This window comes from Parasynechococcus marenigrum WH 8102, from assembly GCF_000195975.1.
GTDB lineage: Bacteria > Cyanobacteriota > Cyanobacteriia > PCC-6307 > Cyanobiaceae > Parasynechococcus > Parasynechococcus marisnigri.
The window spans coordinates 463,850-477,747 of the sequence record NC_005070.1; the positions used below are offsets into that span (position 1 = coordinate 463,850).

Below are 13,898 nucleotides of genomic sequence, written 5' to 3' on the forward strand. Positions count from 1 at the left end.
ATGTCTCTTGGGTTTGTCGTTTCTGGTTCTTCCGGTTTTATTGGTTCTGCCTTTTGCCGCTATATTGAGTCTTTAGGTGACAGAGTTCTCCGCCTTACACGTTCAACGAGGTGTATAGATGGTAACTCCATATCATACTCTGAGTTTCTTGCTGGAAGTTCAACCAAAGTCAAAAACTTCGAGCCTGATATTTTTGTTAATTGTTCTGCTATTGCACATAAGATTGTTGGTTTGTCTCGCTCTCGTTATACAGAGGCCCAGATCTTTGATGTCAATTCAAGGCTTCCAGTGACACTCGCTAAGGTTTGTGAGTCGTATATGTTTAAACGTTACATATTTCTCAGTTCTGTTGGTGTACATGGCTCGTCGTCAAGTGTTCCACTTACTGAAACTTCTCCTTACTTGCCGGAGAACATATATTCAGCTAGCAAGATCGTCGCAGAATGTTCACTTCGTGAGTTTGCTTACACTTCTCCTCTGGATTTAGTTATTCTACGCCCGACACTTGTCTATGGCCCAGGCTGTCCCGGAAATCTTTCATTTTTAAAGCAGTTAATTGATATTGGTTTTCCTCTTCCTCTTAAAGGTGTTTTCAATATGAGGAGTTTTCTCTATCTTGATAATCTTCTCGACGCTTTACATTTTCTCTCTTTGCACTCCAATTCATCGGGTCACTCTTTTCTGATTTCTGACAGCGAGATCATTTCTAGCGCTTGCTTGTCTGCGACTATTTGTGAACTTCGTGATTCAAGATCTATGTTTTTACCCCTTCCTCCACTTCTCGTTAGTAGCTTGTCTCGTTTTCGGCCCTTTTCTCGTTTTTACGAGAAGCTTTCATGTGATCTTTTTGTTGATACTACTAAATTAGTTGATCAATTTAACTGGGTCCAGCCTTTTTCGCAGTCTGAAGGTCTAGCTCGTTCCTTTTCGATTAATTCTTGAATATTTACCATTTTATGGTTATAATATATTTGAATAGCGCCTAGCTCTTCTTGCTGACTCCTTTTATTTGCTTCGCCTCTCAGCTTTGTCCTATGCTTCATCGATAACTCTATGTTTATTAGTTTTTTTTGCTATTTTGTTGCTGGCTTCTTTGTTGCTTATTATTTATTGAGACGCCTAGTTCCGCTTCTTGTTTGTTGTTCTGTAGATTTGCCTAATAATCGCAGTAGCCATTCTGTTCCCACGCCCCGTGGTGGCGGTATTTCCTTTGTTTTTGTATCGTCTTTTGCGGCTATTGTGTTTCTTTTATTGCCTGGTAGCGAGCTCTCCCAAGTGCAATTTATTGCTGCTCCCTTGGTTTCGTTGCCATTGGCTTGTGTTGGTTTTCTAGATGATCGGCATAACCTTCCGGCATCCTGGCGTTATGGCGTACAGCTTGCCACCGCATTGATCATTGTCATTTTAAGTCCTCTAGCGACTAATTCTGTTGGGGTGCTTCCTCTCATTTCGTTGTTCTTTTTCATTGCCATAACTGCAGTAATCAACTTCACCAACTTCATGGATGGCTTGGATGGCCTTGTGGCTGGTTGTATGGTTCTGACCATCACTTCGGCTGCCATCCAGCTTGCGGCTCCATCGCCCATTTGGTCCTTGGTGGGTGCCTTGCTGGGCTTCCTGCTCTGGAATTGGAGCCCCGCCAAGGTGTTCATGGGCGATGTGGGCAGCACCTTTCTGGGTGCCGTTTTTTCTTTGCTTGTGCTTCAGTCATCTACCTGGTCTGAAGCGCTCGCCTTGCTGCTTGTGGCTACTCCGCTTATGGGCGATGCCTTCCTTTGCGTACTGCGGCGACTGATGGACGGGCAGCGGGTGTTTCAACCTCACCGTTTGCATCTGTTTCAGCGCTTGCATCAGGCAGGCTGGCCACATGCCCGCGTCTCCAGCTTCTACATCGCAGCCACCGCTGTGCTTGCCATTGCTCTCCTGTGCGGGGGCTTACCTTGGGTAATTATTTTGGCTGCCCTTGAGTTGTTGTTGGGCATCTGGTTGGATCAACGTGTGGCTGTTCCCTTTGTTGTGGCATCTCGCTCTTGAAACCAGAGTTGTCTCTTTTCTACTCCCTAGAAGTCGCTGAACGAGCTGTTCGTTTTCCGCCCAAGGCCCGTCGTCTATTGCTGATCGGCATCGACGCTCTGCTGCTGCCTTTGGCTGTTTGGCTCAGCTTTTGGCTGCGGTTGGCTCATCCGTTTCATCCCAATTTTCAGTCTGCCGGTCTGTGGTTACTACCAGCGGTTTTGCTGGTTGGTCTGCCTCTTTATGCCTTTACCGGGCAATACAAGGGCCTCACCCGCTATGTAGGCAGTCGTGTCGTTTACCGCCTCGCTGGCCGCAATGGGTTGTTTGTGCTGCTGTTGGCGGCCACGGGCCTGATGCTGCGTTTGCCAATGCCGCCACGCAGCAGTTGGATTCTGCTTTGGTTGTTGCTCACTGGTTTCACCGGAGTAGTGCGCTTTGCCCTGCGTGACCTACTCCTGTCGCTGCGTTCGGTGAGCCAAAGGCAGATGATGCGTGTGGCCATATATGGCGCCGGTGAGGCCGGTGCCCAGCTCGCCGCTGCCCTGCGCCTGGCGGGCAACCACCAGATCATCACCTTTCTCGATGATGCGCCGAGTCTCTGGCGGCGCACGATCAACGACATTCCGATCCGGCCGCCCCAGGTGCTGAGTGAGATCCAGGATCAGGTCGATCAGGTGTTGTTGGCGATCCCTTCGCTGCCCCGCAGTGAACGCCGCCGAATCGTCGCTGAGTTGCAACGCCAGGCGATCCCGGTGTTGCAGATCCCCTCGGTCGATGACCTCACCTCCGGCAGGGCCCGCATCGATGCACTCCGCCCCGTCGCCATTGAAGACCTGCTCGGCCGTGATCCTGTGCCGCCCGTGCCGGAGCTTCTCGGCCCTGGCCTGCGTGATGTGGTGGTGTGCGTCACCGGCGCCGGCGGCTCGATCGGCTCCGAGCTCTGTCGTCAGATCCTGCAGCTGAGCCCAAGGGTCTTGATACTTCTTGAGAGCAGTGAACCGTCGCTCTATGCCGTGGAGACGGAGCTGCGCCAGCAGCTGCCCGCATCGGTTGAGCTGTTTCCAGTGCTCGGCAGTGCCGCCGATCCGGCGCTGGTGCAACGGACTTTTGCAGGCCACGGCGTGCAGACCGTGTTCCATGCCGCCGCTTACAAGCACGTTCCTCTGGTGGAAGCCAACCCGCTGGCAGGTCTGGCCAACAACATGGGTTCCACTCGAGTGGTCTGCCAGGCCGCTGTTGCCTCTGGAGTGACCGAACTGGTACTGAACTCGACCGACAAAGCGGTGCGTCCCACCAATGTGATGGGCGCCAGCAAGCGTCTAGCGGAGCTTGTTGTGCAGGCCTCAGCACTAGAGCTGTCCCAAATCCCCCAGTCCGCGGGCCAGCCCCGCACACGATTTGCCATGGTGCGCTTCGGCAACGTGCTGGGCTCGTCGGGGTCAGTGGTGCCCCTGTTCCGGAAACAGATTGCTGCTGGTGGGCCGATCACACTTACCCATCCCGAGATCATTCGTTATTTTATGACGATCCCGGAGGCCGCACAACTGGTTCTGCAGGCTGCCACCCTTGCTGAGGGAGGTGATGTGTTCCTGTTGGATATGGGTGAACCGGTGCGCATTAAAGACTTGGCTGAGCAGATGGTGCGCCTCAGCGGTTTGTCGCTGCGTAATGCACACAATCCCAACGGCGATATTGAAATCGTTTGCACAGGACTGAGGCCAGGCGAGAAGTTGTACGAGGAGCTGTTGATCGAAGCTGAATCGCAGACCACAGATCACCCTTTGATTTTTAGAGCAACTGAGCGCTCAATTCACCCAAGAGACCTTTGGCCTCGATTGGATCAACTTGAGGAAGCTCTCAAAATTCAAAATAAAGAGAAATCACTGGAGATACTTTCTGAACTTGTCCCCGAGTGGAAAAAAGCTCAGTAATAACGTATTGATTTGGTATGTGAGTTTTTTATGCCTAACTTTAGTCAATGGCCTTTTGTCTGAATATGAATCTCTCAGTTGGGGAGGCTTTTATAGTTGATTAGCTTGAGTGGAATTCAAAGGGCTGAGCTGTCCCGGTCGCCGGTCCGAATCCGTACGACGGAATCTACAGAGCTGATGAAGATCTTGCCGTCACCGATTTCGCCGGTTCGAGCCGCATCTGCAATGGCTTTGACAACGTCATCCACCCGTTCGTCGTCAACGACCACGTCGATCTTGAGCTTTTGCAGGAACTCAACGGTGAATTCTGAACCGCGATAGCGCTCTACCTGACCCTTCTGGCGGCCAAAACCGCGGACCTCGCTGACAGTCATGCCGATGATGCCGGCTTCAACGAGGGCGACCTTGACGTCTTCTAACTTGAACGGGCGGATGATGGCTTCAACTTTTTTCATGGGTGGAGAACCCGACCTAAATTAAGCATGACGTGAATGGTGGCGGTGTGGGTAGCCCCTGTAACCGAATGAGTGCCTTCGCCTTCTAGCGTTCTGGCAACTCTTGGCTTGACGCCTTTCTTCTCTCGGCTCCATGACGGATCAGCTGACCCAAACCCCCCTCTACGGCGAGCGTGCCATTGCTGAAGCCGAGCTGATTTGCTTCGACAATCCCCGGCCAGGCAGGCCCTATGAGGTGTCGATTGAGCTGCCGGAATTCACCTGCAAGTGCCCGTTCTCCAGCTACCCCGATTTCGCGGTGCTGCGTCTGATTTACCAACCCGGACCCCGCGTGGTGGAGCTCAAGGCGATCAAGCTCTACGTCAACAGCTACCGCGACCAGTCGATCTCCCATGAGGAGGTGACCAACCGCATCCTGGATGACCTAGTTGCGGCAACGGATCCGGTCTGGATGCAGCTTGAGGCGGATTTCAACCCCCGCGGCAATGTCCACACCGTGGTGCGGGTGAGCCATGGCACTCGTCAGCCTTGCTGAGTTTGCGCTGTGAACTTGTCTGTCGTCTCCGCTAAGGAGCAAGTCACCATCCCAAAGGCTGTTCTGGAGGCTTTAGGACTTAAGGCCGGCGATTTGGTGAGCTTGGAGCTTGAGGGCGCTCCGGTTCGGCTCAGGCTTGTGTCTGGTGGAGATCAGGCCTATCCGCAAAGCCTGCAATCTGGATTGACGGAGTGGGCCAGTGAGGCCGATGAAGCAGCCTTTGCGGACTTGTGACGACTGTTTGGCCTTGAATCAAATGCTCTCGGAAGCAATCGACCTGAGCCAGCGTTGAAAGCCTGTGATGTCTGCTTGCAGCTTTGGCCACGTGTGCTGGAGCTGCTCAATCAGGCGCTGGATCGGCTTTGGTCTCAGCTCATCGGCATAGAGATTGAGCACCAGGTGACGGAATCGCAGGTGTTGCTGAAGCTCCTGCTGTGTTGACTCGTTAAGCACCGCCTGTCTGATGTCTGTGGCCATCGCCATGTGTTCCAACAGGCGCCGGTGCCAGCCTTCCCATTGGCTGGGTGTTCCTCCATTCACCACACGGCTAATCAGCAGCAACATCCGCTCCACTCCGATGTAGAAGCTGTGCAGACGCAGGGCGGCGGCTTCCACAGCGTCGGCTGAATGGTCCAATCGCTGGCTGAGTTTTCTCAAGCCAGTCACCAACTTGTGCAGGCCAGAGCATTCGCGACTCAGGTCATCGCGCAGTTCCAGCAGATCGGCGACTTGCATCACGGCATGGGTGGATCGTTTTGATACAGGATTTGGCTCTTACGCAGCAGCCGTTGGACCAGATCATCGCTGAGATCTTCACGTCGTTTCAGGTCCACTGGTAACGGTCCGGCGTCTTCGGCGAGGGTGATGGCATCCAGTAGCGACCCCGGCGGCAGACCGTCCACTAGCAGGTCGAGATCGGAATGGCTGCGGAAGCGATCATCAAGAACGGAACCGAACAGATGCACGGCACGGATCTGCGGCCATCTCTCGCGCATCGCCGCAGCCGCCTTGGCGCCCTGAGCCAAGCCTTCTTGGCGTCTCTTCTCCAGTTGCTCGCGATCTGCCGCGAAGCGCTGCTTCCAGTACTCCTGGGCGTAAAGGGTCATGGGCTCACTCTGATCAGCTGGCCCTGTCTTGATTCAGAGCCTTGAGCATGGTCAACACCTCACCGGCCGTGGTCAGGGCCTGATCAGCTTCTTCTGGATCAAAGAGCTCCGATGGTGGTGTGGCATCCATCGGGTAACGGGATTGAATCGCCATGCGGCTGAGGCTGCGTAAGGGGAGGGCCTCAAGTGCTCGCGTGTCTAAACCGTTCTGCTTCAGCCGACCCACTAAGTCGTTCAGCACATGAGTGTGGGGCGGCTCCTCGCCCAGTTCCAGCAGGGCGCTTTTCAACCCCTTTTCTGCAGCTTGCGAGGCGTAATAACAAGCCTGGGCCAGGAATCCGTTGTCTCGCGCCAGTTGCGCCAACGCCAGGTCGTTCTCGGCCTGGCGTAGCCAAGCGTTGGGGCGGGCATTCATGACCCGGCCTCAATCAGAGGCTGGGCTTCCCGAGCGACATGGCGCCAGATCACCGAGGGATGGTTCGGCAAGTTGTGCCATGCCTCCTGATCGAGGCCGATCACGTCCTGGGCGAGTCCACCATCGAGCAGTTGATCAGCCCATCGATCAGCTTCCCCTTTGGAGTCGGCAACCACCAGCAGATCGGTGTCCGAGAGGCCGTCCCAATCACCACGGGCCCGTGAACCGAACAGGTAGATCTGTTGCGGTGGTTTGGCTTCCCTCTCCACGATGGCCTGGATCTGTTGCTTCAGTTCCGTGAGCCACTGGGCATGACGGCGCTGACGCAGGTCTTGAAAGCTCGTCATGGGCTTGTGTTGGCTCCTGCTTCGATGGCTTGGCGGAGCTGGTCCGCCAACAGCTGGATCTCCTCCACAATTCTGGCCCGACTGGCGGGCAGTTTGAAGTCGCCGTCCTGGTAGCGCGCTTCCACCGCAAACGGTTGCAGGCCCAGCAGCAGCTCTGTGAGTTCGAGGTTGGCCTCACTGGAAAGTAGGTCGAGCTCATGGCTGCGGGGAGGCTCGCCGTCCCCAAGGACGATCCAACACTTCAACAGCTTTTCGACGGCCTGTTGGGCCGTGAAGCCCCAGTCTTCGGCTGGGAACTGCTCGTCCAGGCCGAAGTTCAGGCTGCGCAGGTGACGCTCCACAATCCGCAGCAGCAGCTGGGCGTCCTCAGAGGGAGGCATACAGCACCACCCCGTGGCGGGCCACGTCCTTCATCACATGCCAACGCGAGCTGGCCAATCTTGCGGCGTCAGCTTGGCCTTGCAACACCAGATCGACGCCGCAGCCCACCGGGCCGAGGGCTTTTCGATAGGTGCGCCAGCGCTCGGTGCGTTGCTGGCTGGTGAGCTCAGGCTCTCGGCAGATCACAGCCAGATCAAGATCGGAATCAGCCCGCGCCGTGCCCTGGGGCCTTGAGCCGAACAGGATCACGGCCCCCACACCCTCACAGGCCATGAGCCGTTGAAGCCCTTGCTTCAGCAGCGCTATGTCAATGCCGTCTCCGAGCTGTTTGGGCAAGGCCAAAGGCCTGGACGTGGTCCAGGGCAGAGCAACGGTGGAGAAGGAGTGAGCCACATCATGATTGTGATGCAGGGCAGCAGCTGTTGCTGGCATTGGTTCGTTTCACGCCAAGTCCAGCCAGGCGCGCAGGGCGAGATCCAGGCAGCTGAGACGCTCATAGACCCCTGTCGCGGCCACGGCCACGATCAGCCCGTGCAGCACCACCACGGCGCTCATGCTGTCCAGTCACTCCAGTCCGGCACTTGGACGCACCAGTCCGTCTGATGGGCATGCGCGGCCATCAAGGTCGACTGCCGAAGGGCTTCATCGGTTTGGCCGAACCGCTGCACGTATTGGGCGATGGCGTCGCGCACGCAGGCACTGCGACTTTTTCCTATACGTTTTGCCAATTGATCCAGTTGCTGTTCCAGCTCAGGCTCGAGACGAACACCCATAGCCATGGCTGCAAGTGTTTAATAACGCGTTCAACACTTAGCTCGATTGGACCGACTGTGGGCTGTCGTGCTGTTCTCTAGCCACCACACGCTGCAGCAGAAGCGGCAACTCCTGCGCGAAAGCCGCCAGGTTGCGGTTGCACAGACCACCCACATGCAGTTGGCCATCACTGGCCACCGCCCACAGCTGACGGGTTGCGACCAGGCTGAGGCCGCCCCCCAGCAGCAGCACCGCAAAGCCCAGGTACACCAGTGGAACGCCGGGGTCACGCTTGAGCAGCAGCCCGCTCGCCGGCAGCACCGAGGCCACCCGCAGCGGCAGCCCCTTCACCTCTTCAGCCGGGCCACCGGGCCGCAACAGGGTCAGCGCTGAGCCATCGCTGTCGTACACCGACACTGGCCCCTGTTCACTCTCCAGGCTGAGGAACACCGGCTCGCTGCCGTCAGGGCGGGTGGGCAGTACCAATCCCCACACCTGATCCCCCAGTTCCGGGTAGGTCTGAAGCGGCAATTGCAGTTCCGGGCTGCGGCCGATCTGCACGCCGATCGCGGCCAGGGCCCAGTCCGCCTGATAGATCGTGATACCCCGGTGCCGCAGCGGATGGTTGACGCTGATCTCTTCCGGGGTCTCGCTGTCGCTGAGGGCCAGTAGTGAGCGGAACTGTTCGGGCCGACCGGCGGGGTCGCGTTCGATCTGGAAGTCCTGCAGGGTGATCGACAGCTGGCTGTCGCCGCGGGGGCTGAGTAGATCTAGGGTGCGATCAGGCGCCAGAAAACGCTCCAGTCGGTTGCCCGCCAGGGCGCCCCAGACCGCCCCCAGCATCAGCAGCACCATCCCGGTGTGCACCAGCAGCGGTCCGACCCGCCCTATCACCCCTTTGCGGGCCGCCAGACGGTTGAGGCCTGGTTTGAGTTCCCAGCCCTGGCGTTGCAGCACTGCCGAGAGTTGAGTGAGGCCCGCCTCCGCATCAGGACAGGTGATGGTTTCGGCAATCGCCAATTTGCTCAGCTGCCGCGGGGTGCGGTAATCGATCCAGCGCCGTGCCGCCTGCAGTGCAGGCCATTGCCGCCGCCAGCTGCAGAGGATCAGCGCCAGCCCCAGCCAAGCCAGCAGGCCCAGAAACCAGCCGCTGGAATACACGTGATCCAGCTGCAGCTGCAGCACCTGCTCGCCATGGAGCAGCCCCAGCCATGGGGTTTCTGCGTAGGCATCCACATAGCTGGTAGGGGGATCGCCCTGGGGAATCGCTGTGCCCACGGCACTGGCAAGGGCAATCAGCAGCAGCAGCACGATGGCGACTCGCAGATCAGACAGCCACACCAGCAGGCGCTTCATGGGTTCAGGCCCAACGCGCCAGAAGCGTAAGCACACCACTGGTGAGCAGCACCACGCCACTGATCGGCGGCACCCAACGGCCGACTGAGCGCAGCGCCAGAAGCTTGGGGACGCTGGCGGCGAAGGTGCCCGCCAGTAGCAGCGGCAGCACCTGGCCAACCCCGAAGCAGCTCAGCAGCACCATGCCCACCAGGGGGCGTCCGCTCTGGGCGATCCAGCCCAGCAGCACCGCCAGCACCGGTGTGGTGCAGGGTGAGGCGGCCAAGCCAAAGGCCAGGCCGGCGGCCACCGGCGCAAGAGGAGCCGGCACCTTGTTACGCCACCGTTCGGGGTCCGGTCCGCTGGGGAGGGGGATGCGCAGCAGCCCCAGCAGGTTCAGCCCCATCAACACCGCCAGCACCGCCACCAGCGTTGGCACCAGGGCCGGCACCTGTCCGTAGATGCGTCCCAACAGGCCACTGAGGCTGCCCAGCAGCACCAGGGCGCCGACGATGCCGCCGCAGAAGGCCAGGCTGCGCTGCCAGGGGGTTTGGCCATCCTCAAAGCCCGCCAGATAGGCCAGGGTCACTGGCAGCAGCGACAGGGAACAGGGCCCGAGGCTGGTGAGGGCTCCACCGGCTAACACCAGACCCAGCGTCAGCGGCCCCGGTTGCGCCAACGCCTGATCCAGCAGCGCTTCGCTGGTCTGGGCCAGATCCGAGAGCAGCAGCAGGGCGTCCAGTGTTGGCCTTACGTCAGGGACGTCAGCCTATCCAGCCAGCAACAGCGCCGATAGCCTCGAACCATGACGGCAGATGTGCGCTGGCAACAACGGTTCTCGAATTACTGCTCAGCCCTTGAGCAGTTGGAGACCTTTTTCGAGCCTCCCGCACTCAACGAGCGTGAGCAGCAGGGTTTGATCAAAGCCTTCGAATACACCTTTGAATTGAGTTGGAACACCCTTCGCGATCTGCTGCGCAGCCAGGGCAATGCCAATCTGCTGGGCTCCAGTGACACCCTGCGGGAAGCCTTTCAGCTGGGGCTGATCAGCGATGGCGAGACCTGGATGTTGATGATTCAAGACCGCAACCTCACCAGTCACCAGTCACACTTACAACCGCGCCACCGCTGAGGCCATCGCCGCCAACATTACCAACCGCTACCTGGCCTGCTTCCAACAGTTGCGGTTGCGATTACGCCAGCGCCTGCAGCAGGAACAGGGCGAGGCATGACGATGGTTTTGGAGATTCCCGGTGTCCCAGAGCCCTCCTGCCAGCGCTTGGCCGAAGTTCTCCTTCAGCAGCCGGGGCTGGAGCAGGTGTGGCTGTTCGGCTCAAGGGCCATGGGGTGCCATCGCCCGGGATCAGACCTTGATCTCTGTCTGATCGGTGATGCCATCACCCATCAGGACCGCTTGCGGCTGATGCACGCCATTGATGAGCTGCTGTTGCCCTGGTCGGTGGACCTGGCCTTGTGGCACGAGCTTCCTGAGGATCTGCGTGGGCATCAGCCGCGATCAGCTTCGGCCTGACGGCCGGATCTTCCGCTCCCGCCCGCCGATCAGGCCGGTGGATTCCAGGGAGCAACGCACCAGCAGCCCCAGGATCACCAGGCTGGACATCAGCGAATTGCCGCCGTAACTCACCAATGGCAGCGGCAGCCCGGTGGTGGGCATGGCGCCGGAGGCCACAGCGATGTTGAGGATCGACTGGCCCACCAGGATCGTGCAGCAGCCGATCGCCACCAGCCGGGTCTGGTTGCAACGGCAGCGCAGGGCCACCCGCAGCCCCACCCAGGCCACCAGCATCAGAAACAGCAGCAGCACCACTGAGCCCACAAAGCCGAATTCCTCGGCGAACACCGCATAGATGAAATCGGTGCTCTGGATTGGCAAGTACTGCAGCTTCTGGGTGGAGAGGCCGTAGCCCTGGCCGGTGAGGCCGCCTGAGCCGATGGCCAGCAGGCTTTGCACCAGCTGATAGCCGTCCCCCATCGGATCAGCCCAGGGGTCGAGGAACGACACCACCCGCAGCCGTTGGTATTCATTGATCAGGATGCTGGCGGTGCCCAGGGCGCCACCGGCGATGGCGGTGCCCAGCAGGCTGCGCCAGCGGATGCCCGAGGCCAACGCCACCATCCACAAGGTCAGGCCGATCAACGCAGCAGTGGACAGGTTGGGTTGCTTGAGGATCAGCAGCAGCAACCCCCCGAAGCTGCCCAGCCACAGCAGCTTTTGATCCAGCCGCATCCGGCACCAGGGGGCAAACAGGTTGGCCGCCTGCAGCACCACAAACGGCTTAACCAGCTCCGACGGCTGGATCTGCAGCGGCCCCAGCACCAGCCAGCGGCTGGCGCCGTTCACTGTGGTGCCAATCATCAGGGTGGCGGCGATCAGCAGGCAGCCCACCCATAGGGCCGGCCCAGCCCAGCGCAGGCAGTTCCGCAGATTGGCGGTCAACGCCAGACTGAACAGACTCCAGCTAGCGATCAGCCAGATCGCCTGGCGCTTCACGTAGAAGGCGCCATCGCCGATCTCCCGGGCGGCCACCCACCAACTGGCGGAGACCAGCACCAGCAATCCCGCCAGGCTCCAGAAGGCGGCCAGGCCCACCAGCAACCGTGCTTCCGCTGGCCAGAGGGCCCAGGGCAGGGGCATCAACCGCTGGATCAACCCCGGACGCTGACGCACCCGTTCACGGGCGATGCGGCGTCGTGGGGCTGTGGCGGTGACCAACGGGGACTGTTCCAATATTCGATGCCCCATTGAGCCGCGTCATTGACGCTTTGCCAAGCCACTGGTTATCAACAAATCATGGCCTTGAGGCCTTGGCATCAGGCGGCCCGCAGCCGTTCGTGCTCCACTTCCCATTGCACAAATTGCCCCCAGGCCTGCTGACGCACCCAGCAACGTCCACCCCGGCATTGGATCAATTGAAACGGTGGCAGGTCAGCGGGTTGGTTGTCGAGGGTCACGAAGGTTCCCGGCCGCAGCAGCGGCACCACCTTGGCGGGTTTGGGGCGGTGATCAGACACGTCCAGGAGGTGGCTTGCAGCGATCCTCCCGGCGGATTGCTAACCGCCGGATGGATCCCTGGTTTTCTTCGGGATCGGGGCGGTGTTTATGACGGAATGGCACAAATGCGGGGTCCCGGTGCGGAGCTGCTGACGTCGTTCCGCCTTGTTTGCACACTTGGTTTCAAGCCAGAGCCTCAGTTGTGGCGGCCACGATCTATCTGCACTGGACCGCCCACGGTTACGACTGGATCCGCCCCGGTCACTACCACCGGATCATTGGCGGTGATGGCCGCGTCCATCGCCTGCATGCCCTCACGGCAGACCTGCCGGCCCACACCTGGCGGCGCAACAGCAACAGCATCGCCCTGGCCTGCGCCTGCATGGGCGGTCAACCCGACCCCTGGACGCTGCCGCCCACGGCGGCTCAGCTGCTCAGCCTGTGCCAGGAGGTGGCGGCCATCGCCCGCAGCTGGGGCTGGACGGCCGCCGACATCACGATCCAATCGGTGATGGCCCACGCCGAAGCCGCCTCGAACCGCGACGGCCGCTGGATGCATGACAACTACGGACCGGTGATCTGGGGCGGCACCGGCGAGCGCTGGGATCTGCTGCAGCTGGAGCAATACGGGCCCAGTGATGGCGGTGAACAGCTGCGGCAGCGCATTGCGGCCTTACTGAACGGAGATGAGCTGGCGCCGCCGGCGAGCGATCGGCTGGCATTCCGTGGCGTCACCAGCATCGAAGCCCGCGGTCAGGAGCTATCGGTGCAGATCGATGCCGATGGGCGGTCCTGGGCCCTGATGGTGGACCTGTTGCAGCGTTACGACCTGGCGGCCCAATGGGATGGCGATCAACGCCGGGTGCTGATTGCAGCGAGCGATGTGGCTCCCACCTACCGGGACAATGCCGTGCAGGCGGCGGTGGGCTGGCCCCTGGTGGAGATGGCCCTGCAGGGCGGCCAGGCGCCGGTGATCCTCACCGGCATCCTGCGACCTTCGTCCGAGGGGGATCGGGCCTGGTGCCGGGTGCTGGAGTTCGCTGAGGAATTCGGCATCAGCGTCAGCTTTGAACCGTTGGTGCTGGGGGAACGGCGTGGGGGCTGAGGTTCAGTCGTAAAAACGTTTGCCGTCGACCCGTTTGATTGCATTGCGGCGGGCGTTGCGGCGGGTGTACTCGCTCACCGTCGGATTGGCGGCGGTGGGATCCACGTGGGCCACCTGCTCCCAGAGGTCCCGCGATGCCCAGCGCACCGTGTGAGCAATCTTGTCGTGCTTGATCACGTGGCACCAACGGCTGCTGCCGCATTTGGGGCAGAACAGCTCCTCCAGCCATTCATTGCTCAGCACCAGCACCGGGTAGGCGTTGATGATCAGCTGCGCTTTCTTGGCGTTCATGCCCCGCTGCTGCAGCTGCTCTGGCTGCAACAGATGCAGGTAGTACTTCTTGCCGTTGCCCTGGATCAGCTGTTCGGGATGGGCCGGGCAGAACAGCTCCCGTTTCTTGGGGCGACGGTTGCGACGGATCGGTGCTTCCGTGATGGTCATCGCTGAACACCAAGCTCCTTGAACCGTACGTCGACGCCAGGGGCATCGGGCAAGTCCTATTGAGC

The 13,898-nt window shown here is 59.6% G+C and carries 21 protein-coding genes; 8 read left to right on the forward strand and 13 right to left on the reverse strand.

Translation table 11 applies throughout. From position 1 onward, the window contains the following. From TX72_RS13085 to TX72_RS02215, 3 genes are all read left to right on the forward strand, one after another. On the forward strand, positions 1 to 942 hold the full coding sequence (locus TX72_RS13085) for an NAD-dependent epimerase/dehydratase family protein (RefSeq protein ID WP_011127333.1): 942 nt from the start codon (positions 1 to 3) through the stop codon (positions 940 to 942). 111 nt (positions 943 to 1,053) lie between these two features. Next, complete coding sequence (locus TX72_RS02210) at positions 1,054 to 2,034, forward strand: MraY family glycosyltransferase (RefSeq protein WP_011127334.1); 981 nt, start codon at positions 1,054 to 1,056, stop codon at positions 2,032 to 2,034. Between the two features lie 8 nt (positions 2,035 to 2,042). Next, on the forward strand, positions 2,043 to 3,947 hold the full coding sequence (locus TX72_RS02215; protein WP_042504130.1) for a polysaccharide biosynthesis protein: 1,905 nt from the start codon (positions 2,043 to 2,045) through the stop codon (positions 3,945 to 3,947). A gap of 116 nt (positions 3,948 to 4,063) precedes the next feature. Here the strand turns inward: TX72_RS02215 and TX72_RS02220 are convergent, their stop codons facing one another. Beyond that, complete coding sequence (locus TX72_RS02220) at positions 4,064 to 4,402, reverse strand: P-II family nitrogen regulator (protein WP_011127336.1); 339 nt, start codon at positions 4,400 to 4,402, stop codon at positions 4,064 to 4,066. Positions 4,403 to 4,547: 145 nt separating this feature from the next. On the opposite strand from TX72_RS02220, the gene queF reads away from it, so the two are divergent. Continuing rightward, positions 4,548 to 4,937 (forward strand): preQ(1) synthase, encoded by a 390-nt coding sequence (gene queF / locus TX72_RS02225; protein ID WP_042504131.1) that lies wholly within the window; start codon positions 4,548 to 4,550, stop codon positions 4,935 to 4,937. Between the two features lie 15 nt (positions 4,938 to 4,952). After that, a complete protein-coding gene (locus TX72_RS02230; protein ID WP_158305714.1) occupies positions 4,953 to 5,171 on the forward strand; it encodes an AbrB/MazE/SpoVT family DNA-binding domain-containing protein in 219 nt (72 codons plus the stop codon). Between the two features lie 18 nt (positions 5,172 to 5,189). On the opposite strand, the gene TX72_RS02235 is transcribed toward TX72_RS02230, so the two are convergent. From TX72_RS02235 to TX72_RS02275, 9 genes are all read right to left on the reverse strand, one after another. Further along, positions 5,190 to 5,672, reverse strand: a complete 483-nt coding sequence (locus TX72_RS02235; protein ID WP_011127339.1) for a ribonuclease toxin HepT-like protein — start codon at positions 5,670 to 5,672, stop codon at positions 5,190 to 5,192. Next, positions 5,672 to 6,043, reverse strand: coding sequence for a nucleotidyltransferase family protein (locus TX72_RS12800; RefSeq protein ID WP_011127340.1), 372 nt, complete (start codon positions 6,041 to 6,043; stop codon positions 5,672 to 5,674). The genes TX72_RS02235 and TX72_RS12800 overlap by 1 nt, the downstream gene beginning before the upstream one ends. Before the next feature lie 13 nt (positions 6,044 to 6,056). Further along, on the reverse strand, positions 6,057 to 6,458 hold the full coding sequence (locus TX72_RS02245) for a HEPN domain-containing protein (protein ID WP_011127341.1): 402 nt from the start codon (positions 6,456 to 6,458) through the stop codon (positions 6,057 to 6,059). After that, on the reverse strand, positions 6,455 to 6,805 hold the full coding sequence (locus TX72_RS02250; protein ID WP_011127342.1) for a nucleotidyltransferase domain-containing protein: 351 nt from the start codon (positions 6,803 to 6,805) through the stop codon (positions 6,455 to 6,457). Before TX72_RS02250 ends, TX72_RS02245 begins: the two co-directional genes overlap by 4 nt. After that, entirely contained in the window at positions 6,802 to 7,185 is a 384-nt protein-coding gene (locus TX72_RS02255) for a HEPN domain-containing protein (protein ID WP_011127343.1), read from the reverse strand. Before TX72_RS02255 ends, TX72_RS02250 begins: the two co-directional genes overlap by 4 nt. After that, positions 7,172 to 7,579, reverse strand: a complete 408-nt coding sequence (locus tag TX72_RS02260; RefSeq protein WP_042504136.1) for a nucleotidyltransferase domain-containing protein — start codon at positions 7,577 to 7,579, stop codon at positions 7,172 to 7,174. The genes TX72_RS02255 and TX72_RS02260 overlap by 14 nt, the downstream gene beginning before the upstream one ends. 158 nt (positions 7,580 to 7,737) lie before the next feature. Further along, positions 7,738 to 7,965, reverse strand: coding sequence for a ribbon-helix-helix protein, CopG family (locus tag TX72_RS02265; protein WP_042502961.1), 228 nt, complete (start codon positions 7,963 to 7,965; stop codon positions 7,738 to 7,740). A 31-nt stretch (positions 7,966 to 7,996) separates the two neighbouring features. Further along, the gene (locus TX72_RS02270) at positions 7,997 to 9,295 is read right to left on the reverse strand and encodes a cytochrome c biogenesis ResB family protein (RefSeq protein WP_011127345.1); all 1,299 of its coding nucleotides are present in this window, start codon (positions 9,293 to 9,295) and stop codon (positions 7,997 to 7,999) included. 4 nt (positions 9,296 to 9,299) lie between these two features. Continuing rightward, positions 9,300 to 9,953 carry a cytochrome c biogenesis CcdA family protein gene (locus TX72_RS02275; RefSeq protein WP_404824903.1) on the reverse strand — a complete coding sequence of 218 codons (654 nt, stop codon included), beginning with the start codon at positions 9,951 to 9,953 and terminating at the stop codon, positions 9,300 to 9,302. Between the two features lie 126 nt (positions 9,954 to 10,079). Between TX72_RS02275 and TX72_RS02280 the strand changes: the two genes are divergently transcribed. Both TX72_RS02280 and TX72_RS02285 read left to right on the forward strand, forming a co-directional pair. Further along, complete coding sequence (locus TX72_RS02280) at positions 10,080 to 10,406, forward strand: HI0074 family nucleotidyltransferase substrate-binding subunit (protein WP_011127347.1); 327 nt, start codon at positions 10,080 to 10,082, stop codon at positions 10,404 to 10,406. A 96-nt stretch (positions 10,407 to 10,502) separates the two neighbouring features. Continuing rightward, positions 10,503 to 10,805 (forward strand): nucleotidyltransferase domain-containing protein, encoded by a 303-nt coding sequence (locus TX72_RS02285; protein WP_011127348.1) that lies wholly within the window; start codon positions 10,503 to 10,505, stop codon positions 10,803 to 10,805. Here the strand turns inward: TX72_RS02285 and TX72_RS02290 are convergent. Beyond that, positions 10,791 to 12,038 carry an FtsW/RodA/SpoVE family cell cycle protein gene (locus TX72_RS02290; protein WP_011127349.1) on the reverse strand — a complete coding sequence of 416 codons (1,248 nt, stop codon included), beginning with the start codon at positions 12,036 to 12,038 and terminating at the stop codon, positions 10,791 to 10,793. The two genes, TX72_RS02285 and TX72_RS02290, sit on opposite strands and share 15 nt — an antisense overlap. 68 nt (positions 12,039 to 12,106) lie before the next feature. Continuing rightward, the gene (locus TX72_RS02295; RefSeq protein ID WP_011127350.1) at positions 12,107 to 12,307 is read right to left on the reverse strand and encodes a hypothetical protein; all 201 of its coding nucleotides are present in this window, start codon (positions 12,305 to 12,307) and stop codon (positions 12,107 to 12,109) included. A gap of 182 nt (positions 12,308 to 12,489) precedes the next feature. On the opposite strand from TX72_RS02295, the gene TX72_RS02300 reads away from it, so the two are divergent. Then, complete coding sequence (locus TX72_RS02300) at positions 12,490 to 13,392, forward strand: peptidoglycan recognition protein family protein (RefSeq protein ID WP_042502967.1); 903 nt, start codon at positions 12,490 to 12,492, stop codon at positions 13,390 to 13,392. 3 nt (positions 13,393 to 13,395) lie between these two features. Here the strand turns inward: TX72_RS02300 and TX72_RS02305 are convergent, their stop codons facing one another. After that, positions 13,396 to 13,833, reverse strand: coding sequence for a hypothetical protein (locus TX72_RS02305; protein ID WP_042502970.1), 438 nt, complete (start codon positions 13,831 to 13,833; stop codon positions 13,396 to 13,398). Positions 13,834 to 13,898: the final 65 nt, after the last annotated feature.

Bases quoted from the DNA above. Each gene is read 5' to 3' on its own strand.
- TX72_RS13085 (WP_011127333.1), top strand. From the start codon at position 1: ATGTCTCTTGGGTTTGTCGTTTCTGGTTCTTCCGGTTTTATTGGTTCT.
- TX72_RS02210 (WP_011127334.1), top strand. From the start codon at position 1,054: ATGTTTATTAGTTTTTTTTGCTATTTTGTTGCTGGCTTCTTTGTTGCT.
- TX72_RS02220 (WP_011127336.1), bottom strand. From the start codon at position 4,402: ATGAAAAAAGTTGAAGCCATCATCCGCCCGTTCAAGTTAGAAGACGTC.
- TX72_RS02235 (WP_011127339.1), bottom strand. From the start codon at position 5,672: ATGCAAGTCGCCGATCTGCTGGAACTGCGCGATGACCTGAGTCGCGAA.
- TX72_RS12800 (WP_011127340.1), bottom strand. From the start codon at position 6,043: ATGACCCTTTACGCCCAGGAGTACTGGAAGCAGCGCTTCGCGGCAGAT.
- TX72_RS02245 (WP_011127341.1), bottom strand. From the start codon at position 6,458: ATGAATGCCCGCCCCAACGCTTGGCTACGCCAGGCCGAGAACGACCTG.
- TX72_RS02250 (WP_011127342.1), bottom strand. From the start codon at position 6,805: ATGACGAGCTTTCAAGACCTGCGTCAGCGCCGTCATGCCCAGTGGCTC.
- TX72_RS02255 (WP_011127343.1), bottom strand. From the start codon at position 7,185: ATGCCTCCCTCTGAGGACGCCCAGCTGCTGCTGCGGATTGTGGAGCGT.
- TX72_RS02265 (WP_042502961.1), bottom strand. From the start codon at position 7,965: ATGGCTATGGGTGTTCGTCTCGAGCCTGAGCTGGAACAGCAACTGGAT.
- TX72_RS02270 (WP_011127345.1), bottom strand. From the start codon at position 9,295: ATGAAGCGCCTGCTGGTGTGGCTGTCTGATCTGCGAGTCGCCATCGTG.
- TX72_RS02280 (WP_011127347.1), top strand. From the start codon at position 10,080: ATGACGGCAGATGTGCGCTGGCAACAACGGTTCTCGAATTACTGCTCA.
- TX72_RS02285 (WP_011127348.1), top strand. From the start codon at position 10,503: ATGACGATGGTTTTGGAGATTCCCGGTGTCCCAGAGCCCTCCTGCCAG.
- TX72_RS02290 (WP_011127349.1), bottom strand. From the start codon at position 12,038: ATGGGGCATCGAATATTGGAACAGTCCCCGTTGGTCACCGCCACAGCC.
- TX72_RS02305 (WP_042502970.1), bottom strand. From the start codon at position 13,833: ATGACCATCACGGAAGCACCGATCCGTCGCAACCGTCGCCCCAAGAAA.